Below are 22,719 nucleotides of genomic sequence, written 5' to 3'. Positions count from 1 at the left end.
CCCGGCCTCAACGGCGCTCCGGCTTCCCGTCCCCGTACAGCCAGTCCTCCCAGACGGCGCCGAAGTCCTTCTCCGGGACGGACCTCTCGACGTACGCCGTGAAGTCGACCGTGGCCGCGTTGCCGTGCCGGTGCTCGGCGGCCCAGCCTCTGAGGAGGGCGCGGAAGGCGCCGTCGTCGCCCACCGTCTCGCGGACCCTGTGCAGCACCATCGCGCCCCGCTGGTACACCGGGCTGTCGGAGATGTGCTCGGCGCCCGGCGGCTCGGCGGGCGGGAAGGCCCAGATCGACGGACCGCCGATGCCGCCCGGGAAGACCTTCCCGGCGTGGAGCCCGTCGAAGATCTCCTGAGCGGTGGCCCCGCCGTGCTCCTCCTGCCACAGCCACTCGGCGTAGGTGGCGAAGCCCTCGTTCAGCCACATGTCCCGCCAGGTCCTCGGCGTCACCGAATCGCCATACCACTGGTGGGCCAGCTCGTGGACGAGCAGCACGACGTCCGGGGCGCCGGGGAAGACGGGACGGTTCTGCGTCTCCAGCGCGTACCCGGCGTCCCCCGGCCGTTCGACGATCGCTCCCACCGAGGAGAACGGATACGGCCCGAAGATCCCCTCCGCCCACGCCACCACCTCGGGAATCCGGCCGAGGACCTCGCCGCTCGCCCCGGCCTGGGACGGGTCGACCGCCACGTACACCGGCAGACCGTCCTCCGCGGCCGTGGCCCGCGTCTCGTACGCCCGCGTCTCGAACTCACCGACGGCCACCGTCGCCAGATAGCTCGCCATCGGCTCGGCCGTGTGCCAGGCGAACGTCGTACGGCCCCCCTCGGTCGACTCGTCCGCCAGCACCCCGTTCGATACCGCGCGCAGCCCCTCGGGAACGGTGACCGAGACGTCGTACGCGGCCTTGTCGGACGGATGGTGGTTGCCGGGGAACCAGGCCATCGAACCGACGGGCTCACCGAGGGCGAGCGCGCCGTCGGCCGTCGGCAGCCAGCCCTCCCGCGAACCGTCCGGATCGGTGATCACGCGCGGCCGGCCGGAGTAACGGACGGTCGTACGGAACTCCGCGCCCTCCCGCAGCGCGGAGGGCGGACAGACGACCAGCTCCTGACCGGCACGGTCCCAGCGCGCCTCACGCCCGTCGACCGCCACCAGCCGCACGTCCAGACCCTCCAGATCCAGCTGGAAGGCGCTCAGGTCCTGCGTGGCACGGGCGGTGACGACCGCCGTGCCCTCCAGCCGGCCGCCGCCGTCCCGGTCGTAGTCGAGGGTCAGCCCGTAGTGGGTGACGTCGTAGCCGCCGTTGCCCGCCTTCGGGAAGTACGGGTCACGCAGCCCCGACGACCCGGGCGCGCCCCGCACTCCCCCCCTCCCCCGCACACCCGGAGAGGGCGACGACCAGAGCGAGGACGTACGGAACCGTGCGGACAACCGGTGCGGATCGGGACACGGCGGAGATCCTAAACAGACATGACACCATCACCTACGTGCTCGACATCGGCTACGCCCTCTCCACCCGCTTCCCCGACCCCCCGCAGACCGACTACCGCCGCGCGGACGTCTACGCGCTGCGGCACGACCTGTTCGCCGGCGACGTCTACCTCGCCGACACCAAGGCGGACCGGGAACTGTCCACCGCCTGGGGATGGGTGCCGGTGCTCGACTTCGCGTGGGCGCTCTGCGACATCGCCGAACAGCTCGACAAGGACCCGCGCGGCAGCCGCGCCGCCCGCCCGCAGCACGCGGAACTCGACTTCACCGAGTCGACCGACCGCATGTTCTTCGAGCGACGCTTCGGCTGGGTGGACATCGACGCCGACTGGATGCCGGCCGACGAGCCGCCGCTCACCTTCTCGCACGCCGAACTCCGCCGCGAGGCCCGCGACTTCCTGCACGACCTGATCGCCGACCTGACGGACCTGCACGAGGGGCTCCGCGACAACCCGGCGATCTGGACCCTGGAGGCCCGGTTCCCCCGAGTGCGGTGACCGCCCTCCCGCACTCCGCCCAGCCGCGTCTCGTCCAGCGCACACCCGGTCAGCGCGCACCCGGTCAGCGCGCAGTCCATGAAGCGGGCGCCCCCGCCGCGTCCTGCCCGACGAAGTCCACCCCGTGACCGGGCGCGCTTGACCTCAAGCCCGGTCGAGGTCACAGGCTGCTGCACGCAACGCAACGCAGCGCCACGCCACTCCGCACGCACGCGACCACGGGGAGCCACCCATGCACGCCGTCCGCCTGCACGCCTTCGGCCCGGCCGACAACCTCACCTACGAGAAGGCCGACGACCCCGAGCCGGGCCCGGGCCAGGTCCGTATCGCCGTCACCGCCGCCGGCGTGCACCTCCTGGACACCGCGCTGAGAGAGGGACAGCAGGGCCCCGGCCCCGCGCCCGCCACCCTTCCGACCATCCCCGGCCGCGAGGTCGCCGGCGTCGTCGAGTCCCTCGGTGACGGCGTCGACACCCACTGGCTCGGCAGGCGCGTCGTCGCCCACCTCGGCTTCGCCCCCGGAGGCTACGCCGAACTCGCCGTCACCGGCGCCGGCCGCCTCCACGAGATCCCCGCCGTCCTGGACTTCGCCGAGGCCGTGGCCATGATCGGCACCGGGCGTACGACCATGGGCATCCTCCAGTTCGCCGAACCGGGCCCCGGCGACGTGGTCCTCGTCCCCGCCGCGGCCGGCGGCATCGGCACCCTTCTCGTGCAGTACGCCAAGCACGCGGGCGCCACGGTCGTCGGCCTCGCCGGCGGCCCGGAGAAGACGGCCAGGGTCCGGGCCAACGGCGCCGACCTCGCCCTCGACTACCGAGACCCCTCATGGCAGGACGACATCCAGGCGTACCGGGGCCGGGTGACGATCGTGTACGACGGCGTGGGCGGCGACGTGGCCCGCACGGCCGTCGACCTCCTGGCGACCGGCGGCAGGCACATCGTCTTCGGCTGGTCCGCCGAGGGCATCCACGACGGCGGCCCGTACGTCGTCGAAGGCGTCACCGAACAGGTCCTCGGCCCCGTGATGCTGGAGAAGGCGGGCGGCCCCGACCCCGTCCGCACCCTCGAACTCCGTGCCCTCGCCGAAGCCGCCGCGGGCCGCCTCACCCCCGCCGTCCACCGCTTCCCCCTCGCCGAGGCGGCCGCCGCCCACCGCGCCCTGGAGACCCGAGGCACCGTGGGCAAGGTGGTCCTGGAGCCCTGACGGGCCGACGGGGCGCGACGCCGCGCGACCGCGTCACCGGCCTCGCAGCCGCCGCGCGATCTCCATGTCGTCCGGCTCCAGCGGGCGCCCCTCCTCGACCTCCCAGACCGCGTTCTGCAGCACCCGGCCCAGCGTCCAGGCCCGCGCCCGCTCCCGGTCCAGCCCCAGCACGTCCGTCATCGCGTCGAACCGCCACAGCACCTCGTCCGTGTCGAAACGGTTGCCCAGCGCCGGCCACAGCTCGAAGCCCGGGTCACCGGCCAGCGGTTTCGGATCGATGGCGAGCCACGGCTCCCGCTCCGCGCCGAGCACGTTCTCGAAGTGCAGGTCCCAGTGGAGCAGCCGGTCACCGGGCTCGCCCAGCACCTCCCGCACGGCCGCCGCACAGTCCGCGACCAGCGCACGCTCCCCGGCGTCCGCGATCCGGCCCAGCACGGCGGGCGTACGCTCCAGCATGTCCGCGGCGATGTCCCCCAGCCGCCGCAGCCCCTCGGGCGCGGGCCCGGCGGTCAGCCGGGCCAGCAGCCGCGCGACGTGCAGCACCGCCTCCCGGGTGTCGGGAAGGTGCGAGAGCATCCGCCCCGGATCGAGCCGCTCCAGCAGCAGCGCCCCGTCGCTCTCGTCGTACGCGAGCAGCCGCACGGCCCCGTCCCCGCCCCACACCCGCAACGCGACCGGCTCCCCCACGCTCTCCTCGTCGAGGATCTGCAGCTTGAGCACGGCCGGGGTGCCGTCGGCGGTGACCACGGGCAGCACCAGCGCGCACATGCCGTACATGGAGGGGCCGTCGAGCCGCAGGTCCCAACGGTCGAGGCAGTCGGCCGCCAGCCCGGGCAGGGCCGTGATGAAGGCGCGTCCGGCCTCTCCGTTGGCCTTGTGCTGCGAGGCGGCCAGTTCGTCCGGGACGTCGATCACCCCACCGACCGTACGGGCCCTCGGGCGCTTCTTCACCCGGTTTTCCACCCCGCGTCCCCCGCGAACTGCTCAACGAGCTTCCGCATGACCTCGAAGGCGGGCTTGGGGGTGTAGTCGTCCGTCGTGAGCCCGAACCGGTGGAACAGCCCCGGGCCGGAGCTGTCCGCGTCCCGCAGCGCGAAGTGCGTGTAACCGCTCAGCCCGAGCCGCTCCGCGTGTCGCGCGACGACGCGCACCACGGTCTCCACCACCTCGGCCTGGCGATGCGCGGGCCGCTCCGGCCCGGTGGGCCAGCCGTGCTCCGTGATGTGCAGCGGCAGGTGCCCCAGACCCGCAGGCGTCAGCACCTCGTCGCGGTGGTGGCGCAGCAGCCCCTCCACGGCCTGCGCAAGGTCGGGAGCAGCGACGGGCCGGAAGACGTCGGGGAAGAGATCCAGGCCCACATAGTCCAGGCCGGCGATGAAACCCTCCCCGCCACGATCTGCCAGGTCACCGATGAAGGAGGCGGCCGGCCCGAAGAGAGGAGTGGTGTTGAACCCGACCCGCAGGTGCCCGTACCCGAGTTCACGCGCCCGCGCCTTGGCCACCGGCACCCCACGGACGATCGCCTCGTCCACCCTCGGGTAGAAGCCGTCCAGCACGGGATTCGAGGTGACGTTCGGTTCCTCCGTCACCTGCAAGGTGCCGGTGACCTCGCCGTACTGCTCGACCAGCTCGCGCAGGAAGACGCAGTAACCGTCGACGTCCCCGGCACCGGACCGGTACTGCGCCACGAGGTCCAGGCGGCGCCCCCGGACGGCGTACCGCGCCGCGTCGGCCGGAGTCGCGGTCGCGTGCGGTGTCCCCGGCCGGGTGTCGTCGTCGAAGGTCGCATAGGCGCGTACCAGGAACGGACGGCCCGGTCGGCCCTGGAGGTCGTCAAGGGCACTCGACACCCGGGCCGGGTCGTCGGGTGGGCCGTCGGCCAGTCCTCCGGCATCGTCACCGGTGACTCCGCCGGGGTAGATCCCGAAGAGTAAGCCGTCCTGTGCAGTCGGCGTCATGTGCTCGATTCCTTCCGGGCCGAGGATGTGGGCAGTGATGTGGGCGGTTCGGGGGCAGCGGCGGGAGCGACGGGAGATGCCACCGCACCGGGCGGCCATGTCAGCGCCCCGGTACGGATGCCGTCGACGACGGAGCCGATCCACTCCGTCTCCGCGCGGGCGAGAGCGAGCGCGTACTCGGCCTCGATGACATGCAGGCGAGGGACACCGGCAGCCAGCGCAGCGACGAGGCGCGCCTCATCGGCTGCCGTGCGCTCCTCAAGGCGCCGGACACGCTCGAGCAACGCCTCCTCGGCCCTCCGGGGGTCCAGCGCGCCGAGGTACGTGACAGCGCCCAGGAACTGCGAGAACTCCCGCTGCGGAGTGCGGATCCGCGCGTCCAGCCGCCGCACGAGCTCGTCGCGGCCCGCCCGGGTGAGGGCGTAGACGGTCCGCTCGGGACGGTTCCCCGAACGCTCCCGTCCCTGCGGGGCGATCCATCCCGCTTCGGTCAGCGCGGCGACCGTGTTGTAGAGCGTGCCCCGCGTGATCACCGCCGCATGGTTGTCGCTGCGTTTCCGAAGTTCGGCCAGCATCTGGTGCGGGTGCGAGCTGCCCTCCAGCAGGAGGCCCAGGACTGCTAGCACGATCGGGTTGTCAAGGGTACGACGCGGCATAGTCGAATCGTACTGGTCTATTTGAACTATTACCAGGGGGATGAAAAAAGCCCAGGTCAGAGGCGTTCTAACCTGGGCTTGCGTGAGCCCCCTGTCGGATTCGAACCGACGACCTGATCATTACAAGTGACCTGCTCTGGCCATCTGAGCTAAGGAGGCACCGCGCACGACGAAGCCGCACGCGAAGGCTGCTCCACTCTACACAGCCACCGTTTCGCAGGACCACGAAGTTCCGCAGTCACCCCGCGCCCACAACGCGGCGCAACCGACCGCGCACCCGTTTCCGTGCCCGGTCCGACGTGCTGTTCCAAGTTCACACGTCCCGACCTACTGACAGATCACGTGAACACCAGGTACGGTCCTGCCAATCCACGCGTGTGGACTACACCACAACGGAACTCCCCGTAGTGGCACCACCTTCCACAACGGATCGTCCGGCACGTTCCTGCCGGTAGAAGGGGGCCCATCACCATGGCCACAGTCACGTTCGACAAGGCGACCCGCGTCTACCCGGGTTCCGAGAAGCCCGCCGTCGACCAGCTCGAGATCGACATCGCGGACGGGGAGTTCCTCGTCCTGGTCGGTCCGTCCGGCTGCGGCAAGTCCACCTCGCTGCGGATGCTCGCCGGGCTGGAGGACGTCAACGGCGGCGCCATCCGCATCGGCGACCGCGACGTCACCCACCTGCCGCCCAAGGACCGGGACATCGCCATGGTGTTCCAGAACTACGCGCTCTACCCGCACATGACGGTCGCCGACAACATGGGCTTCGCCCTGAAGATCGCCGGCGTGAACAAGGCGGAGATCCGCAAGAAGGTCGAGGAGGCCGCGAAGATCCTCGACCTCACCCCGTACCTGGACCGCAAGCCCAAGGCCCTCTCCGGCGGTCAGCGCCAGCGTGTGGCGATGGGCCGGGCCATCGTCCGCGAGCCGCAGGTCTTCCTCATGGACGAGCCGCTGTCCAACCTGGACGCCAAGCTGCGCGTGTCCACCCGTACCCAGATCGCCTCGCTGCAGCGCCGGCTGGGCATCACCACCGTCTACGTCACCCACGACCAGGTCGAGGCCCTGACGATGGGCGACCGGGTGGCGGTGCTCAAGGACGGGCTGCTGCAGCAGGTCGACTCGCCGCGCAACATGTACGACCGGCCCGCCAACCTGTTCGTCGCCGGCTTCATCGGCTCCCCGGCGATGAACCTGGTCGAGGTGCCGATCACCGACGGCGGCGTGAAGTTCGGCAACAGCGTGGTGCCGGTCAGCCGGGACGCGCTGAAGGCCGCCGCCGACAAGGGCGACCGCACCGTCACGGTCGGCATCCGCCCGGAGCACTTCGACGTGGTGGAGCACAACGGGGGCGCCGCCGCGGCGCTGGCCAAGGACAGCGCCGACGCCCCGGCCGGTCTCGCGGTCTCCGTCAACGTCGTCGAGGAGCTCGGCGCCGACGGATACGTCTACGGCACCGCCGAGGTCGGCGGCGAGACCAAGGACCTCGTCGTCCGCGTCGGGGGCCGCCAGGTCCCGGAGAAGGGCTCCCAGCTGCACGTCGTGCCGCGCGCCGGCGAGACCCACGTCTTCTCCACCTCCACCGGCGAGCGCCTCTCCGACTGATCCGGTCACCGGCGCAGCGACCCGGAGAAATCACCCAGGTTGACGAAGAGGGCCCCGCAGACCGCTGCGGGGCCCTCTTCGGTGTGCCTCAATTCCCTGTCCAACTGGGGTATTTCGAGCTCTGTACGTCAACTCGTCGCCCATATCGGGCCACTCCGACATCACCCGAACCGGTGACCAAATGTCGCCATATCACTACCCCGCGCTACTCTCACTCGCGTGAAGCACACCACTACCCCACGGACCCGGCGCGGCCCGGGCCCCGCCCGCCGGATCGGGCGCTCCCTCGCCTTCGTCCTGCCCGTCGTCATGGTGCTGTCCGGCACGCTGGCGGTCACCCGAGTCGACTGGTCGGGAGACTCCTCGGACTCGGTGCTCACCACCGCCGCCGAGGCCGCCCCCGTCACCGGCAAGGACGTCACCGGCTCCGCCGGGCCCCGCGCCCCGCACGAGCTCCTCCGCGACGAACTGCTGCTGGAACTGCAGGAACAGGACCCGGAGGCCGCCCTGACCCATCTTCAACGGGCGGTGAACGGGCGCCCGTCGCTGGCACGGCACTGCGCGTCGATCGCCCGTGCCCTGGGCCGCGCGGCCGTCAAGGTGTACGGCCCGTCCCGTGCCCAGTCCTACGCCCGCCCCGTCTGCGACACGTCGTTCGCGTCGGGTGTGGCGGCCCAGCACGGCTGAGCCGCCGGGCCGCATCGACCGGCGCACCTCCGTATCCCGCACCTCCGTATCCCGCACCTCCGTACCCCGCACTCCCGCCACCCGTCCGTCGGGCTCCCGGCAGCCGTCCAGGCACCGATCCCCGGGGCCGTGCTCCTACGAACGGGGCGCCACGTACAGTTCCGGTCATGACCGATCCGAACGCCGCGTCGCGCCCCGTTCAAGCCGTCGTCCTGGCCGGTGGCCAGGGGTCGCGGTTGCGCCCGTACACCGACGACCGGCCCAAGCCCATGGTCGAGATCCCCGGCACGGGCACCCCGATCATCGGCCATCAGCTCGCGTGGCTCGCCGAGGAGGGCGTGACCGACGTGGTCGTGTCCTGCGGCCATCTCGCGGACGTACTGCAGAAGTGGCTGGAGACGGCCGACCTTCCCGTCCGCGTCACCACCGTCGTCGAGACGGAGCCGCTGGGCCGCGGCGGCGGCCTCCGGCACGCGGCCGCGCATCTGCCCCACCCCGACCTGCCCTGGTACGCGACGAACGGTGACATCTGGACCCGTTTCTCGCTGCGCGACATGGCGGACTTCCACACCGGCCGCGACGCCCTCGCCACGCTCGCCCTCGCCCGCCCGCGCATTCCGTGGGGCGCGGTGCAGACGGACGGTTTCGGGCACGTCACCGACTTCATCGAGGCTCCGCCGACCACGTACGAGGTCAATGCGGGCGTCTACGTCTTCTCCCCGGAGTTCACTCCCCTGCTGCCGGAGCGCGGCGACCACGAGCGCAGCACCTTCCCGCGGCTCGCCCGGGAACGCCGGCTGGCCGGTTTCCCGATCCCGCAGGGCGCGTACTGGCGCGCCATCGACACGGCGAAGGACCTGTCGGAGGCAGCGAAGGAGCTGGCGGCGCTGGGGCGTTGAGGCCCCGCGATCGCGGGTACGCAGGCGGTCCGCGTCCGCTACGCAGTCGGGCCCCGCGCATGATGCGCGGGGCCCGACTGCGTAGCGGACGCGGGCTTTACCCGAGCAGCCCACCCACCAGGCTGTTCCGCTCGCCGCCGTTGGACGAGCCGCCGGAGCCGGTGCCGCCCGGGGCGCTTCCGGTGGCGCCGCCGGTCGCGCCGCCGCCGGAGGTGGCACCGCTGCCGGACGTCGCGCCGCCGCCGGACGCCATACCGGAGCTGGTGCTCGGGGCCTGCTGGGCGGGGGCCGTCCGCGCGGGCGGCGGGGCCTGGCCCGCGGTGCCCTGGGTCTGGCTGGGCCGCCCGCCGGTGGCGGCGCCCGTCTCCTCGGCGGCGCCGGGGCTGGAGGCACCCTGCGAGGGGCTGGCGGAACCGGTGGCGCCCTGGGTGGGCGAGCCGGAGGCCGCCGCGGGGCTCCTCCGCTCCTGCCTGCTGGGCTCCTGGGGGAGCGGGGAGCCGGGCAGTTCGTTGCGGGGGGCCTCGCCGGGGCCGGGGACGACCACCCGGTCGGCGTCCCGTACGGCGCCGCCGAGCAGGGAGCCGACGAGCAGGGTGAGGCCGACGACGACGGTGGTGACCAGGGCGCCGCGGCGCAGGACGTAGCGGCGCAGCCGCCAGATGTCGGTGCGCGGTCCGAGGGTGCGCCAGGCACCGGCGGCGAGGCGTCCGTCGACGGAGTACACGGGTGCGCCGGCGGTGATCAGCGGGGACCAGGCGGCGAGGTAGATGATGTCGGGGGCGTCGTAGGCGGGGACGGTCTTCCAGCTGACGGTGACGATCAGCGCGGCCGACAGCAGCGCGCCGATGACGGCCGCGAGCCGCTGCCACAGGCCGAGGACCGTCAGCACGCCGACGATGACCTGGAGGAAGGCGATGACGAGGCCCGCGCCGACGGGGTGGGCCAGGGCGAACTGCCGCAGCGGCTCGGCCACTTCCCAGGGGTGCAGGGTGTTGAGCCACTTCACCATGGAGCCGCGCTCGCCGCCGTCGAAGTAGACGGGGTCGCACAGTTTGCCCATGCCGGCGTAGATGGAGATGAAGCCGAGGAAGACGCGCAGCGGGAGCAGTACCACGCCGAGGTTCATCCGGCGGCCGGGATAGTAGGCGTGCCGTACGGGCTCGCCCGCGTGACGCCGGGCGCCCGTGCCGTCCGGTCCGTCCGCCTCGGCGGCGTCGACGTCCTCGTCGGCGTCGGTGTGCCCGGCGTACGCGTCGTCGTCGGCGTAGGCCGGTTCCTCGTCGTACGCGCTGCCCACGGTGCGCATGGCGGGCAGCAGGCGGGTGCCTTCGGGGTGGTGGTCGTCGTGGGTGCGCTGGGCGCCGAGGACGGGGGTCTCCACCGTCTCCACGGTCGGATCGGCGTCGTAGTCCTCGTCGCCGTACGCGTCGGCCCCGGTGCCGTAAGGGTCGGTCGCGGTCCCGTACGGGTGCGTCTGGTCGTCGCCGTAACGCTGCCCCTGGGTGGCGTACCGGGCGGGTCCGTCCGCGTCGACGCGGGGGATGACCTGCGTGGTGCTGGCGTCGCCGGCCTGCTCCGCGGAACCATGGCCCACGCTCGAGTTCCGCACGGCCTGGAGCAGCCGGTGGGCGCCGGTGTCGTCCGGTGCGGACCTCCCGCTCCAGACGACGGGCGCCCGGCGGCGGGACCCGGCGGTCTCCACCGGCCTCCTGGCCGGGTCCACGACGGGGATGCGCGCGGTGTCCTCGGTGACGCTCGAATGCCGTGCGGCGCCCGGGGACCTGGCCCCGGGGCCGGGGGCCAGGTGCACCCGGAAACTCGCGTGGTTCACGATGACCTGGGCCGGATCGCTCGGCACCTTCACCATGCTCAGCGCGGGAGCGTCGTCGTATCCCGACGAACGGTCCCCCGTGGGTGTGCGGGGTGTTCTGGTGTCCACACTCATCTAACCGAGTGACGAGTCGTTAGGACACTGCCTTGACCGTCCCGATCTGTCCGGACCCCGTCAAGATCATCACACGCTCAGCCGCGTCGCCGGGCGGCCTCGTACAGCACGACTCCGGCCGCGACACCGGCGTTCAGGGACTCCGCGCCACCGGGCATCGGGATGCGCACCCGGAAGTCGCAGGTCTCGCCCACGAGGCGGGACAGGCCCTTGCCCTCGCTGCCGACGACGATGACGACCGGGCCCTCCAGGGCCTCCAGCTCGCCGATCTCGACGTCCCCGTCGGCGGCGAGGCCGACGACCATGATCCCGGCCTTCTGGTACGCCTCCAGGGCGCGTGTGAGGTTGGTGGCCCGCGCGACGGGCGTACGGGCCGCCGTGCCGGCGGACGTCTTCCAGGCGCCGGCGGTCATGCCGGCCGCGCGCCGCTCCGGCACGACCACGCCGTGACCGCCGAAGGCGGTGACGGAGCGGACGACGGCGCCCAGGTTGCGCGGGTCGGTGACGCCGTCGAGGGCGACGATCAGCGGGTCCTCGCCCGCGTCGTACGCGGCGGCGGCGAGGTCCTCGGGGTGCGCGTACTCGTACGGCGGGACCTGGAGGACGAGACCCTGGTGGTTGAGACCGTTGGTCATGCGGTCGAGCTCGGGGCGGGGGGCCTCCATGAGGTTGATGCCGCCGCGTTCGGCCGCGAGCTGGAGCGCCTCGCGGACCCGCTCGTCGTTGTCGATGAACTGCTGGACGTAGAGCGTGGAGGCGGGCACGCCCTCGCGCAGCGCCTCGACCACGGGGTTGCGTCCGACGACCAGCTCGGCGGCGGACCTGCCGCCGCGGCCCCTGGCCTGCGGGCGGCCCTGGGAGCGGCGGACCTTGGCCTGCGCGGCGCGCTGCTTGGCGTGGCCCTTGCGCATCTCGGCGGGCGGGGTCGGCCCCTTGCCCTCCAGGCCCCGGCGTCGCTGGCCGCCACTGCCGACCTGCGCGCCCTTCTTGCCGGACATGCGGCGGTTGTTCGCGGCCATGATCCACCTGTCTGTGTCGAGCGCCCCGTGCGGGCGCTGTGTACGTACGTCTGTTGGCTGTCGCCCTTGCAGTGTGCCGTCCGGAGTCCCGGACGGCACACTCGATCAAGAGCGGCCGGGGAGCCTCAGCGCGGGCCGAGGGTCCAGCGTGGTCCCTGCGGGCTGTCCTCGATCACCAGGCCGGACTGGCCGAGCTGGTCGCGGATGGCGTCGGCGGTGGCCCAGTCCTTGCGCGCCCGGGCCGCCTCGCGCTGCTGGAGCACCAGGCCGACCAGGGTGTCGACCACCCCGTGCAGGTCGTCGCCGCGCTCGTTGTCACCGGCCCACTGCTCGTCCAGCGGGTCCAGGCCGAGGACGCCGAGCATGGCGCGGACCTCGGCCAGCCGGGCGACGGCCGCCTCCTTGTCGTCGGCGGCCAGCGCGCTGTTGCCCTGCCGGACCGTGGTGTGCACCACGGCGAGGGCCTGCGGCACGCCCAGGTCGTCGTCCATGGCCTCGGCGAACGCGGGCGGCACCTCGGCGGCCGCCTCGACCACGCCACCGGCCTTCTCCACCACCCGCTGTACGAAGCCCTCGATCCGCGCGAACGCCGACTCCGCCTCGCGCAGCGCCTCCTCGCTGTACTCGATCATCGACCGGTAGTGCGGGGTGCCCAGGTAGTAGCGGAGCACGATCGGCCGCCAGCGCCTGACCATCTCGGAGACGAGCACCGAGTTGCCCAGCGACTTGGACATCTTCTCGCCGCTCATCGTCACCCAGGCGTTGTGCAGCCAGTACGTGGCGAAGTCGTCGCCGTAGGCCTTGGCCTGGGCGATCTCGTTCTCGTGGTGCGGGAAGATCAGGTCCAGTCCGCCGCCGTGGATGTCGAAGGCCCGGCCCAGGTACTTGTGGGCCATCGCCGAGCACTCCAGGTGCCAGCCCGGCCGGCCCCGGCCCCAGGGCGTCTCCCAGCTCGGCTCGCCCGGCCTGGCCGCCTTCCACATGGCGAAGTCCCGCGGGTCGCGCTTGCCGGTCTCGCCCTCGCCGGCCGGCTGCAGGAGGTTCTCCAGCTCCTGGTTGGACAGGCGCAGGTAGTCGGGGAAGGACTTCACGTCGAAGTAGACGTTGCCGTCGGCGGCGTAGGCGTGGCCGCGTTCGATCAGGCCGCGCATCATCTCGATCATCTCCGGCACATGGCCGGTCGCCCGCGGCTCGTACGTCGGCGGCAGGCAGCCCAGCGCCTCGTAACCGGCGTTGAACGCGCGCTCGTTCTCGTAGCCGATGGCCCACCAGGGGCGGCCCTGGTCCGCCGACTTGGTGATGATCTTGTCGTCGATGTCCGTCACGTTCCGGACGAACGTCACCTCGTAGCCGCGGTGGGCGAACCAGCGGCGCAGGATGTCGAAGTTCAGTCCGGACCGGATGTGCCCGATGTGCGGCGGGGCCTGCACGGTCGCGCCACACAGGTAGATCGAGACACAGCCCGGCCGCAGCGGGACGAAGTCACGGATCTGCCGGGCACCGGTGTCGTACAGGCGAATAGTCACCACTCCAGGGTAGTGGGCGGACGGCAGTGCCCCATGACCAGTGGCGTCAAGGGGCACGTAATCGTGACGTCGCCGGCGGGGCGGCTCCGGGCCGCGGCCGCGGCCCGGTTCAGCCCGTACGGACTCAACCCGTACGGACTCAGCCAGTACGGACGCAGCCAGTACGGACTCAGCCCGTACGGACGACGAGCGCCGTGGCCACCGCCATCAGTCCCTCGTCGCGCCCCGGGAAGCCCAGGCCGTCCGTCGTGGCGCCGGACACCGACACGGGCGCGCCCGCCGCCTCCGACAGGATCTTCTGCGCCTCGTCCCGGCGCTTGCCGATCTTGGGGCGCGGGCCGACGACCTGGACGGCGATGTTGCCGACGGTGAAGCCGGCCTCGCGGACGATGCGCGCGGCCTCGGTCAGCAGCGTGACGCCGGACGCGCCGGACCACTCGGGGCGGCCGGTGCCGAAGTGCTGTCCGAGGTCGCCGAGCCCGGCCGCGGAGAACAGCGCGTTGCACGCGGCGTGCGCGACGACGTCGGCGTCGGAGTGGCCGGCCAGCCCGGGTCCCTCACCCTCCCACCTGAGTCCCGCGCACCAGAGCTCGCGGCCCTCCTCGAAGGCATGGATGTCGGTGCCGATGCCGACCTGCGGCAGCACGGCGGCCGGCCCGGCGGAGGTCTCAGAAGCCATCGTTCAGCCTCCTGCGGTTCAGGACCGCCTCGGCGAGGACCAGGTCGAGGGGACGGGTGACCTTGAAGGCCTCCTCGTGCCCGGGGACCGTGACGACCCGCAGCCCGAGCTGCTCCACCATGCTCGCGTCGTCCGTGACGTCCTCGGTGACCGTCTCGTGCGCGCGGAGCAGCGTGGCGCGGTCGAAGCCCTGCGGGGTCTGCACCGCGCGCAGCCGCGACCGGTCGGGAGTGGCGACCACGGGTTCCGGCTCGCCGGGCGTGCCCGCCGGTTCTACCTGCTTGACGGTGTCGGCGAGGGGCAGCGCGGGGACGACCGCGGGCGCTCCTTCCCGTACGGCCTCGATGACGGCGTCCACGGTGTCCACGGGCACCAGCGGTCGCGCCGCGTCGTGCACCAGGACGATGTCGTAACCGGGGGGCAGTGCGTCCAGGCCGAGTTTCACGGACTCCTGGCGGGTCTCGCCGCCGGGTACGACGAGGAAGTCGGCGCTCTTCCCGTGGACGCCTCCGGGCAGCAGCGTGTGGGCGTCGAGCAGGGACTTGACCTCGGCGGCGCCGTCGGGCGGGGCCACCACGATCACGAGGGAGACGGAGCGGGACGCGGCCATGGCGCGTACCGCGTGGATGAGCATGGGGGTGCCGTTCAGCGCGCGGAGCGCCTTGGGGGTTCCGGGGCCGAGGCGCACGCCGCGGCCCGCGGCCGGGATGACGGCTGCCGTACGGGCCTGTGACGGCGAAGGGCGCGTTTCGTCAGACATCGGTTCCTGTCAGGTTTGTGTACTCGGTGTGCGTGGGTATGGCCTGGAGGTGCCCCCTGCTCGGGCTTTGCCGAGGGCTGGGGGATGCGCCGGGCGCGAGCCTCGACCGGACCCTTCCGTGACACCTGGTCGAGTCGGCTGCCCGGGGCCCGGCACGTCGGCACCGGTTCCCTTTTCCGTCGGCGTCCGACACCGCGGTACGGCTTCGGTCGTCGGGTACGGGACGCGCGGACGCGGGGGTTGCGTCGGCCGTCCTGTACGACGCCGCCGCCCCTGTTCAGGGACGAGGGGGACGGGACGTCACGTGCACGGGTACGGACATGCCGCAGCGCCCGGCGACTGCTTCGTGCGTCATCGGGCACCGCGGCATTTCGGTGTGTGCTGAGCGGATCTCGTCCGCGTCAGGACGCGAGGACCTCGTCGAGGAGGGTCTCGGCCTTGTCTTCGTTCGTGTTCTCCGCGAGGGCAAGCTCGCTCACCAGGATCTGGCGTGCCTTGGCCAGCATCCGCTTCTCACCGGCGGAGAGCCCGCGCTCACGCTCCCGGCGCCACAGGTCACGCACGACCTCCGCGACCTTGATGACGTCACCGGAGGCGAGCTTCTCCAGATTTGCCTTGTAGCGACGCGACCAGTTCGTGGGCTCCTCGGCATACGGCGCGCGCAGCACCTCGAAGACCCGGTCCAGCCCGTCCTGACCGACCACATCACGCACGCCGACGAACTCCGCATTGTCCGCTGGCACACGTACCGTCAGGTCACCCTGGGCGACCTTCAGCACCAAGTAGGTCTTGTCCACGCCTTTGATCTGGCGAGTTTCGATGGCCTCGATCAGCGCGGCCCCGTGATGGGGATAGACCACGGTGTCGCCAACCTTGAACGTCATGTGACAGGTACCCCTTCCGTGGCTATCCAGGGTAACACGGATACGGCGTCTTCTGAATGGCGTTTTCGCAGGTCAGGGCATATCTCGGGGCTTGACAACAGCAACAGGAACGTGCTTCGGACGGCGAACGGAACAGGGTATTCGCAGGTCGGAGCGTCTCTGCGGGCGGGGTGAAACGCGTACGTTACACACATCCGGAGCCGTCTGGCGACGCCTGAACGTCCCGGTTTGTCCACCCCCAGGCGTGCGAGCCGCGCTACTCCGTTCGGCGACCGGAGTCGGGTACGAGCCGAATCCGGAATTGATCAAGCCACATGGCGTTCCGGCCGTTGTGCGACCAGCGTTCCTGCCACTCACATGGCCGCCGTTGTGCCGTCGATCTTCCGGTTGCCGTCCGGACGCCGATCTCCCCTGTGGTCCCCTGCCGTCTTCTGTGTGATCGATTTCTCGAAGCGCCGTGCATTCCTTACGGAAGAAATGCGCGGGACGGATGCACAAGGGGCCACCGGCACCGAAGGGGATCGAATACGAATGCGCGACGAGTGACGGACGACGGACATCCCGGTGCCGTTCCCGGGATGCGCCCGGACGGTGAATGGCGGGCCCCTGTGCGGGGGAAGCCGCGCACTTGGGGAGGGTCGGGTGCCGCGGCCGGGGAACGGCTCGGTAACCTGAGGCCGCTGACTAACCCTTAGGGCGGCTTTACCTCGGTACGGCCGCCCGGTCCCCGTATCGCCCACGTTCAAGGAGTTGCCGCCGCCGTGAGCAGCAGCCTTCGACGCGGCGCCCTCGCCGCCGCCGCCATCGCGTTCTCGATCGCCTCGCTCGCCGCGTGCGGTGCCGGCAACAACGCCCAGACCCTGGAGATCAAGCCGGACCAGGCGGCGACGTCCGTCGGCGACATCAAGATCCAGAACGCGGTCGTCATCACGCAGCCGGACCGTGAGTCGACGGGTCCGGCCGTCGTCTCCGCGACCCTCTTCAACAACGGCAGCAGCGACCAGACGGTCGACGCCATCACGGTGGACGGCACCGGCAAGACCGCCGAGCTGCACCCCGCGGAGGGCGGCGGCAAGCTGACCGTCCCGGCCGGCGGCCACGTCGTCCTCGGCGGCGAGGGCAACGCCTCCGCCGTGCTGCCGAGCAGCCGTGACGCCGTCCAGGACGGCAACGCCCAGGAGATCACGTTCACCTTCAGCACGACCGGTGACGTGAGCCTGCCGGCGCTCGTTGTCCCGGCCGAGAGCTACTTCACCGGATGGGGCCCGAGCGAGGTGCCGTCCGCCTCGCCCTCCGAGTCCGCCGGGTCCGCCGAGTCCGGCTCGCCCTCCGCGTCCCCCTCGGGCGAGAGCTCGCCGTCGGCGAGCGAGAGCGCCGGCGACGCGGACCCCGACACGCAGATCGACGGGGTCGACGGCGGCGCCGACGGCGGCACCGAGTAACGGCGGCGTCCGCGCGGGCACCGGTCCCGTCGCACGCGAGCCGTACGAGTCGAGCCGTACGAGTCGAGCCGGAGTCGAGTCGAGCCGGAGTCGAGTCGAGCCGGAGTCGAGTCGTACGGGTCGAGCCGGCGTCGAGTCGTACCGGTCGAGTCGTACGAACGAAGGGCGGCACCCCACCGGGGGTGCCGCCCTTTCTCGTGTCCGGATGGCCGGGTCCGGGTGGCCAGATAGCCAGGTGGCCCGGGTGGCCAGATGGCCCGGGTGGCCCGGGTGGCCCGGGTGGCCAGATGGCCGGGCGGCCCAGGTGGCCCGGGTGGCCAGATGGCCGGGCGGCCAGATGGCCCGGGCGGCCGGGCGGCCAGATGGCCCGGGTGGCCGGGCGGCCGGGCGGCCCGGTGGCCGGGCGGCCCGGTGGCCGGGCGGCCCGGTGGCCGGGCGGCCCGGTGGCCGGGTGGCCCGGGTCGGTCTACGGCTCGAACTTGTAGCCGAGGCCGCGGACGGTCACCAGGTAGCGGGGCGCGCCCGGGTCCGGCTCGATCTTGGCGCGCAGACGCTTGACGTGGACGTCGAGGGTCTTGGTGTCGCCCACGTAGTCGGCGCCCCACACCCGGTCGATGAGCTGCATACGGGTCAGGACACGTCCGGCGTTGCGCAGGAGCATCTCCAGCAGGTCGAACTCCTTGAGGGGCAGGTCGACCTTGCTGCCCGCGACCGTGACCACGTGCCGGTCGACGTCCATACGGACCGGACCGGCCTCCAGCGCGGCCGGGGTGACCTCCTCGGGCTCGCCGCGGCGGCGCAGTACGGCGCGGATGCGCGCGACCAGCTCGCGTGAGGAGAACGGCTTGGTGACATAGTCATCGGCTCCTATCTCCAGGCCCACGACCTTGTCGATCTCGCTGTCCTTGGCGGTGACCATGATCACCGGGACGTTGGAACGACCGCGGAGCTGGCGGCACACCTCGGTGCCCGGCAGGCCGGGCAGCATCAGGTCGAGGAGGACGAGGTCGGCGCCGTTGCGCTCGAACTCGTCGAGGCCGTCGGGGCCGGTGGCCGCGACGGCGACCTCGAAGCCCTCCTTGCGGAGCATGTAGGACAGGGCGTCGGAGAAGGACTCCTCGTCCTCGACGACGAGCACTCGGGTCACGGAAGGACCTCCGGGGCGGGAAGCGAAACGTACGGGGATGACTCGTGGGACTGCCCGGCCTCTTCGTCGAGGCGGGCCTGCTGTTGCGTTCGGTCGCGGGCCGCACCCGCCTCCGGCAGCCGCAGGGTGAAGGTGGAGCCCTGGCCCTCGGAGCTCCACACCGTGACCTCCCCGCCGTGCGAGGCGGCCACGTGCTTGACGATCGCGAGCCCCAGTCCCGTACCGCCGGTGGCGCGGGAGCGGGCCGGATCGACGCGGTAGAAGCGCTCGAAGATGCGCTCCTTGTCCTTGTCCGAGATGCCGATGCCCTGGTCGGTCACCGCCAGCTCGATCAGCTCGCCGCCCGGTGCGGCCACCCGGCGCGCGGCGATGCCGACGCGGGTACGGGCGGGCGAGTAGTTGACGGCGTTCTCGACGAGGTTGCCGAGGGCGGCGGCGAGCTGGCCGCGGTTGCCCCACACGTGCAGGTCCGCCGTCCCGCCGGCCGCCATGGTGATCTGCTTGGTACCGGCCTGGTGGCGGCACCGGTCGATGGCCTCGGCGACGAGTTCGTCGACGCGCACCGGCTCGGCGTCCTCCAGGGGGTCGTCGTTCTGCACCCGGGACAGGTCGATGAGCTCCTGCACCAGGTTGGTCAGCCTGGTCGCCTCTATCTGCATGCGTCCGGCGAAGCGCTGCACGGCCTCCGGGTCGTCGCTGGCGTCCATGACGGCCTCGGAGAGGAGGGAGAGCGCGCCGACCGGTGTCTTGAGCTCGTGGCTGACGTTGGCGACGAAGTCGCGTCGTACGGCTTCGATGCGGCGGGCCTCGGTCAGGTCCTCCACCAGCAGCAGGACCAGCCGGGAGCCGAGCGGGGCGACGCGCGCGGACACGGCGAGGGCCTCGCCGCGACCGGTGCCGCGCCGGGGCAGGTCCAGCTCGACCTGCCGTATCTCCCCGTCCCTGCGGGTGTCCCGGGCCATCTGCAGCATCGGCTCGACGGAGAGCCGCCCGCCGCGCACCAGCCCGAGGGCGTAGGCGGCGGAGCTGGCCTTCACGACGGAGTCGGCCTCGTCGAGCACGACGGCGGAGGAGCGGAGCACGGACAGCACGGTGTCGACGCCGGGCGGCAGCACCGGGTCGGTGTGCAGCGAGGACCGGGTCGGACGTCGCTGTTCGCGCTCGCTGAAGCGGAACGCCAGCACGGCGATCACACCGGTGAGCACTCCGGCGATCGCTGCGACTGCGGCGACCGCCGCGTTCACGTCCATGCATCCAGGTTAGGCACGAGATCGAGCCCGTCCACAGCCATCCGTGTGGGAGCTGAAGCACTCGTCGCCCAGAGTTCACCTTGCAGCCAGAAGTGGTTCATTCGGGATGCCGGAAACGGACGCGCACAGGGCCGAACGTGGGACCGTGGGGGCCAGAGGGCCGGAGGGGACGTGACGTCGTCGGACCTGTCGTCCGACTTGTTGTCCGACCTGTCGTCGGCGCCCGGCACCGGCACTGTACCGGCGGGGGGCGGGAGCGCCGGTCGTGGCCCAGGGGGCGCCGGTCGTACCCGGAGCGCCGGGAGCGCGCCGGACACGGTGACCGGTCCTGCGGGAGCGGCGGTTCGCCGGTCGCACCACAGACTCAGGACCCCCCTGCCCGGGAACAAGGAAGACCGTCGGCCGGGAATGTGGAAGCCCCGGAAGCGACGCACGAGGACAAGAGGAAGAGGGACCCCAGCATGCGTGACGCCTACCACGAGGAACTCGATTCGATCGGTGAGAGCCTGGTCGAGATGGCCCGGCTGGTCGGATCGGCGATCGGGCGCGCCACGACGGCGATCCTCGACACCGATCTGAAGCTCGCGGAGAACGTGATCGAGGCCGACAAGAAGGTCGACGACCTCCAGCACGAGCTCGAGGCGCGCGCGATAACCCTGCTGGCCCGCCAGCAGCCGGTGGCCACGGACCTCCGTATCGTCGTGACGTCGCTGCGGATGAGCGCGGACCTGGAGCGCTCGGGCGACCTGGCCCAGCACGTGGCGAAGCTGGCGAGGCTGCGCTTCCCGCAGCGCGCGGTCCCGCACGACCTGCACGCCACGATCCTGGAGATGGGCCAGCTCGCCCAGCGCCTGATGGCGAAGGCCGCCGAGGTCATCGTCACCAAGGACGTCGACCTGGCCCTGCAGCTGGAGCAGGACGACGACGAGATGGACCTGCTGCACCGCACCCTCTTCCAGCACCTGATGGACGACCGCTGGCGGCACGGCATCGAGACGGCGGTCGACGTGACCCTGCTGGGCCGCTACTACGAGCGCTTCGCCGACCACGCGGTGTCGGTCGCCAAGCGGGTGGTGTACCTGGTGACGGGTGAGCACGCGGACGAGATCCAGCCGGACATCCAGCCGGAGATCTAGCCGGGATCCAGCCGGGATCCAGCCGGGATCCAGCCGGGATCCAGCCGACCGAGGGCGAGCGGGAGGGGAGCGGGCCAGGGGCGAGCCGGGAGCGGCCGGGGGCGAGCAGGCGGATGCCGGTGGCCGATCGCGATGCGGGGAAGCCTCCGTGCGCCGCCGCACGCGCCGTTCCCGCTCCCGGCCGAACGGGCATTCCATGGGCGTAGGGACCACGTTCCGCGTCCCGCGTTCCGAGGAGGAACCATGGCCGAACTCCCCATCCCCACCCCCGACCCCACCCAATCACGCGAGACACAGCAGCCGGCCGAGGCGAGGACACTGCCCCTCGTCAGCGCCTGCGGCTGCGGCTCGGGCTGCGGCTGCGGCTGCCAGTCGGGCGGGCCCTGTCAGTGCGGCTGACGGTGTACGTCGTGAAGGGTCCCGGGAAGTTCCAGGACCCTTCACCAGCAAGGAAGCCGCCGAACATGACTGGCCCGCCGACGCGGCGTCACGCTCAGCGGCTTCCTCTCGGGACCCGTACGCCGCGTCGAGGTCCTAGAACAACGTCTCCAGCGCCCCGATCAGCGGCAGCGGGGCGATCGCCAGGACCAGTGCCAGCGCAGCCAGCTTCGGCCGGACGTCCCGCTTCCCCAGGAAGCCCGCCACCGCGCCGGCGGGCGGCAGGACGCAGAACGCCAGGAAGCTCCAGCGCCAGCCCTCCTCCCTCGTGAAATTGAAAAGAAAGATCAGGTACACCGGCACGATCATCAAACTGAACAGCCGGGCGTTGTTGAGGAACCGCTCCAGGGTGTCGTTCGAACCAGCGAAGGGCATCTCAGGAGACCAATCGGTTGTCGTAGGAGGCGGAGTCGGCCTCGGGGAAGCCGTCAGCCGCCGAGAAGCCGCCGATCGCTCCGGACATGGCCGCTCCGAGCAAGGCGATGCCGATCATGGTCGCGTCGAACGCCTTCACCAGATCGGCGAACCTGTCAATGATCATGACGGCCTGCGCCGCCGCCAGGGCGAACATGGCGACGGACGCCGCCTGCCCACCGACCGGGATGGCGTTGACCGCCGTGGCCCCGTCCGCCCCGGTCACGGCGTGCCCCTGCTCTGGGATAGGTGGCTGGCTGCTGCGCGCGGCACGGGCGCCGGCTGGCGTTCGCGTTCGCGCTCACGGAGGTACGCCTCCAGCTCCGCCGCCCCGGCCAGCAACGCCCGTCCACGGGCGGACAGCCGACCGTGCCAGTCACGCAACGCGTCCCCCAGCGGCTCCAGTCCGCCGGCCGCCCGCACCTGGGCGATCAGCGGGGCGATCTGTTCCAGCAGGTAACCGCCCCGCCGGAGCTGGTGGGCCAGCCGGGCGTCCCGTACGTCGGCCTCGTCGTACACGCGGTACCCGGTCAGCGGGTCGCGGCGCGGGCGTACCAGCCCGGCGCGCTCCCACTTGCGCAGCGTCGCGGGCCGGATGTGGAGCTGCCGCGCCAGGGGGCCGATGAACGTGTCGCCGGGTCCGGGGGCCGCGGTGGGTCCGGGGGCTGAGACGGACTCGGGCGTGGCGGTGGATTCCAGGTCACGGAGGGCGCTCTCCACGGCCTGGAGGGTCCGCCGGTCGTCGAGGAGCTGGGCGTGGCTCTCGTCGATGACGCGGAACGCCTCGTCGACCGCGCCCCGGTTCACGGCCCGCATGATCGACGTCGCCGTCCGGTGGCCGTGGCCGGGCACCAGGGCGAGGAACGTGCCCAGGGCCAGCGCGTGCAGCGGGGTGTAGGTGCGGTAGCCGCTGGGGGTGCGGTCGGCGGCCGGGAGGATGCCGGCCTCCTCGTAGTTCCTGACCGCCTGCGTGGACAGGCCGTGCCCACGGGCGAGATCGACGGGCCTCAGCCGCACGCCCTTTTGAGAGTGTCTCCCGCTCGCAGTCCGCATCTCCCCGCCCAGCTCGCGCACAAGT

Annotated in this window: 21 protein-coding genes, 1 tRNA gene and 2 pseudogenes; 7 read left to right on the top strand and 17 right to left on the bottom strand. The window is 72.0% G+C overall.

All coding sequences use genetic code 11. The annotated features are described in order from the left end of the window. Nucleotides 1-7: 7 nt before the first annotated feature. Nucleotides 8-1,478, bottom strand: a pseudogene (locus IEZ04_RS00435) (M1 family metallopeptidase). 7 nt (nucleotides 1,479-1,485) lie between these two features. On the opposite strand from IEZ04_RS00435, the gene IEZ04_RS00430 reads away from it, so the two are divergent. After that, complete coding sequence (locus IEZ04_RS00430; protein ID WP_189214580.1) at nucleotides 1,486-1,986, top strand: hypothetical protein; 501 nt, start codon at nucleotides 1,486-1,488, stop codon at nucleotides 1,984-1,986. Here IEZ04_RS00430 and IEZ04_RS35735 read toward each other — a convergent pair. Further along, a pseudogene (locus tag IEZ04_RS35735) lies at nucleotides 1,986-2,084 on the bottom strand (pentapeptide repeat-containing protein); the annotation flags it as partial. The gene IEZ04_RS00430 and the pseudogene IEZ04_RS35735 sit on opposite strands and share 1 nt — an antisense overlap. Before the next feature lie 134 nt (nucleotides 2,085-2,218). Here IEZ04_RS35735 and IEZ04_RS00425 point away from each other — a divergent pair. After that, nucleotides 2,219-3,193: a zinc-binding dehydrogenase gene (locus tag IEZ04_RS00425; protein WP_189214579.1), complete on the top strand. Its 975-nt coding sequence runs from the start codon at nucleotides 2,219-2,221 to the stop codon at nucleotides 3,191-3,193. Between the two features lie 33 nt (nucleotides 3,194-3,226). Here IEZ04_RS00425 and IEZ04_RS00420 read toward each other — a convergent pair whose 3' ends face one another. The 4 genes from IEZ04_RS00420 to IEZ04_RS00405 all read right to left on the bottom strand — a co-directional run bounded on the left by IEZ04_RS00420 (nucleotide 3,227) and on the right by IEZ04_RS00405 (nucleotide 5,966). Beyond that, entirely contained in the window at nucleotides 3,227-4,108 is an 882-nt protein-coding gene (locus IEZ04_RS00420; protein ID WP_189214578.1) for an aminoglycoside phosphotransferase family protein, read from the bottom strand. A 32-nt stretch (nucleotides 4,109-4,140) separates the two neighbouring features. Then, nucleotides 4,141-5,151 (bottom strand): hypothetical protein, encoded by a 1,011-nt coding sequence (locus tag IEZ04_RS00415; protein WP_189214577.1) that lies wholly within the window; start codon nucleotides 5,149-5,151, stop codon nucleotides 4,141-4,143. Further along, nucleotides 5,148-5,807 (bottom strand): PadR family transcriptional regulator, encoded by a 660-nt coding sequence (locus IEZ04_RS00410; protein ID WP_189214576.1) that lies wholly within the window; start codon nucleotides 5,805-5,807, stop codon nucleotides 5,148-5,150. The genes IEZ04_RS00415 and IEZ04_RS00410 overlap by 4 nt, the downstream gene beginning before the upstream one ends. An 85-nt stretch (nucleotides 5,808-5,892) precedes the next feature. Then, nucleotides 5,893-5,966, bottom strand: a tRNA-Thr gene (locus IEZ04_RS00405). 312 nt (nucleotides 5,967-6,278) lie between these two features. On the opposite strand from IEZ04_RS00405, the gene IEZ04_RS00400 reads away from it, so the two are divergent. The 3 genes from IEZ04_RS00400 to IEZ04_RS00390 all read left to right on the top strand — a co-directional run bounded on the left by IEZ04_RS00400 (nucleotide 6,279) and on the right by IEZ04_RS00390 (nucleotide 9,001). Next, a complete protein-coding gene (locus IEZ04_RS00400; protein WP_189214575.1) occupies nucleotides 6,279-7,415 on the top strand; it encodes an ABC transporter ATP-binding protein in 1,137 nt (378 codons plus the stop codon). Between the two features lie 219 nt (nucleotides 7,416-7,634). Beyond that, entirely contained in the window at nucleotides 7,635-8,102 is a 468-nt protein-coding gene (locus IEZ04_RS00395; protein ID WP_189214574.1) for a hypothetical protein, read from the top strand. Nucleotides 8,103-8,269: 167 nt separating this feature from the next. Continuing rightward, on the top strand, nucleotides 8,270-9,001 hold the full coding sequence (locus IEZ04_RS00390) for a nucleotidyltransferase family protein (RefSeq protein ID WP_189214573.1): 732 nt from the start codon (nucleotides 8,270-8,272) through the stop codon (nucleotides 8,999-9,001). A 97-nt stretch (nucleotides 9,002-9,098) separates the two neighbouring features. Here the strand turns inward: IEZ04_RS00390 and IEZ04_RS00385 are convergent, their stop codons facing one another. The 6 genes from IEZ04_RS00385 to IEZ04_RS00360 form a co-directional block, all read right to left on the bottom strand. Beyond that, nucleotides 9,099-10,946 (bottom strand): DoxX family protein, encoded by a 1,848-nt coding sequence (locus tag IEZ04_RS00385; protein ID WP_229820746.1) that lies wholly within the window; start codon nucleotides 10,944-10,946, stop codon nucleotides 9,099-9,101. Nucleotides 10,947-11,023: 77 nt separating this feature from the next. Continuing rightward, nucleotides 11,024-11,965: a 23S rRNA (guanosine(2251)-2'-O)-methyltransferase RlmB gene (gene rlmB, locus IEZ04_RS00380; protein WP_189214572.1), complete on the bottom strand. Its 942-nt coding sequence runs from the start codon at nucleotides 11,963-11,965 to the stop codon at nucleotides 11,024-11,026. A 125-nt stretch (nucleotides 11,966-12,090) separates the two neighbouring features. Beyond that, nucleotides 12,091-13,491 carry a cysteine--tRNA ligase gene (gene cysS, locus IEZ04_RS00375; RefSeq protein WP_189214571.1) on the bottom strand — a complete coding sequence of 467 codons (1,401 nt, stop codon included), beginning with the start codon at nucleotides 13,489-13,491 and terminating at the stop codon, nucleotides 12,091-12,093. Nucleotides 13,492-13,660: 169 nt separating this feature from the next. Next, nucleotides 13,661-14,170, bottom strand: a complete 510-nt coding sequence (gene ispF / locus IEZ04_RS00370) for a 2-C-methyl-D-erythritol 2,4-cyclodiphosphate synthase (protein ID WP_189214570.1) — start codon at nucleotides 14,168-14,170, stop codon at nucleotides 13,661-13,663. Next, entirely contained in the window at nucleotides 14,160-14,930 is a 771-nt protein-coding gene (gene ispD, locus IEZ04_RS00365; protein ID WP_189214569.1) for a 2-C-methyl-D-erythritol 4-phosphate cytidylyltransferase, read from the bottom strand. Before ispD ends, ispF begins: the two co-directional genes overlap by 11 nt. Nucleotides 14,931-15,331: 401 nt before the next feature. Then, nucleotides 15,332-15,814 (bottom strand): CarD family transcriptional regulator, encoded by a 483-nt coding sequence (locus IEZ04_RS00360; protein WP_010472787.1) that lies wholly within the window; start codon nucleotides 15,812-15,814, stop codon nucleotides 15,332-15,334. Nucleotides 15,815-16,575: 761 nt separating this feature from the next. Here IEZ04_RS00360 and IEZ04_RS00355 point away from each other — a divergent pair. Continuing rightward, nucleotides 16,576-17,256, top strand: a complete 681-nt coding sequence (locus IEZ04_RS00355; RefSeq protein WP_189214568.1) for a copper chaperone PCu(A)C domain-containing protein — start codon at nucleotides 16,576-16,578, stop codon at nucleotides 17,254-17,256. Between the two features lie 466 nt (nucleotides 17,257-17,722). Here the strand turns inward: IEZ04_RS00355 and phoP are convergent, their stop codons facing one another. Both phoP and phoR read right to left on the bottom strand, forming a co-directional pair. After that, nucleotides 17,723-18,394 (bottom strand): two-component system response regulator PhoP, encoded by a 672-nt coding sequence (gene phoP, locus IEZ04_RS00345; RefSeq protein WP_466437636.1) that lies wholly within the window; start codon nucleotides 18,392-18,394, stop codon nucleotides 17,723-17,725. A gap of 5 nt (nucleotides 18,395-18,399) precedes the next feature. Further along, the gene (phoR, locus tag IEZ04_RS00340) at nucleotides 18,400-19,653 is read right to left on the bottom strand and encodes a two-component system sensor histidine kinase PhoR (protein WP_189214567.1); all 1,254 of its coding nucleotides are present in this window, start codon (nucleotides 19,651-19,653) and stop codon (nucleotides 18,400-18,402) included. 461 nt (nucleotides 19,654-20,114) lie between these two features. Between phoR and phoU the strand changes: the two genes are divergently transcribed. After that, a complete protein-coding gene (phoU, locus tag IEZ04_RS00335; protein ID WP_189214566.1) occupies nucleotides 20,115-20,789 on the top strand; it encodes a phosphate signaling complex protein PhoU in 675 nt (224 codons plus the stop codon). Nucleotides 20,790-21,323: 534 nt separating this feature from the next. On the opposite strand, the gene IEZ04_RS00330 is transcribed toward phoU, so the two are convergent. The 3 genes from IEZ04_RS00330 to IEZ04_RS00320 are packed head-to-tail and all read right to left on the bottom strand — an operon-like array spanning nucleotide 21,324 to nucleotide 22,694. Further along, nucleotides 21,324-21,602 carry a hypothetical protein gene (locus IEZ04_RS00330; protein ID WP_189214565.1) on the bottom strand — a complete coding sequence of 93 codons (279 nt, stop codon included), beginning with the start codon at nucleotides 21,600-21,602 and terminating at the stop codon, nucleotides 21,324-21,326. 1 nt (nucleotide 21,603) lies between these two features. Beyond that, nucleotides 21,604-21,867 carry a hypothetical protein gene (locus IEZ04_RS00325; protein ID WP_189214564.1) on the bottom strand — a complete coding sequence of 88 codons (264 nt, stop codon included), beginning with the start codon at nucleotides 21,865-21,867 and terminating at the stop codon, nucleotides 21,604-21,606. Next, the gene (locus tag IEZ04_RS00320) at nucleotides 21,864-22,694 is read right to left on the bottom strand and encodes a TioE family transcriptional regulator (RefSeq protein ID WP_229820745.1); all 831 of its coding nucleotides are present in this window, start codon (nucleotides 22,692-22,694) and stop codon (nucleotides 21,864-21,866) included. The genes IEZ04_RS00325 and IEZ04_RS00320 overlap by 4 nt, the downstream gene beginning before the upstream one ends. Between the last annotated feature and the right edge of the window lie 25 nt (nucleotides 22,695-22,719).

The organism is Streptomyces ruber, assembly GCF_014648075.1.
In the GTDB taxonomy this organism is placed as follows: Bacteria; Actinomycetota; Actinomycetes; order Streptomycetales; family Streptomycetaceae; genus Streptomyces; species Streptomyces ruber.
The sequence above is the reverse complement of the archived record's forward strand: the minus strand, read 5'-3'. Positions and strand labels throughout refer to the sequence as shown.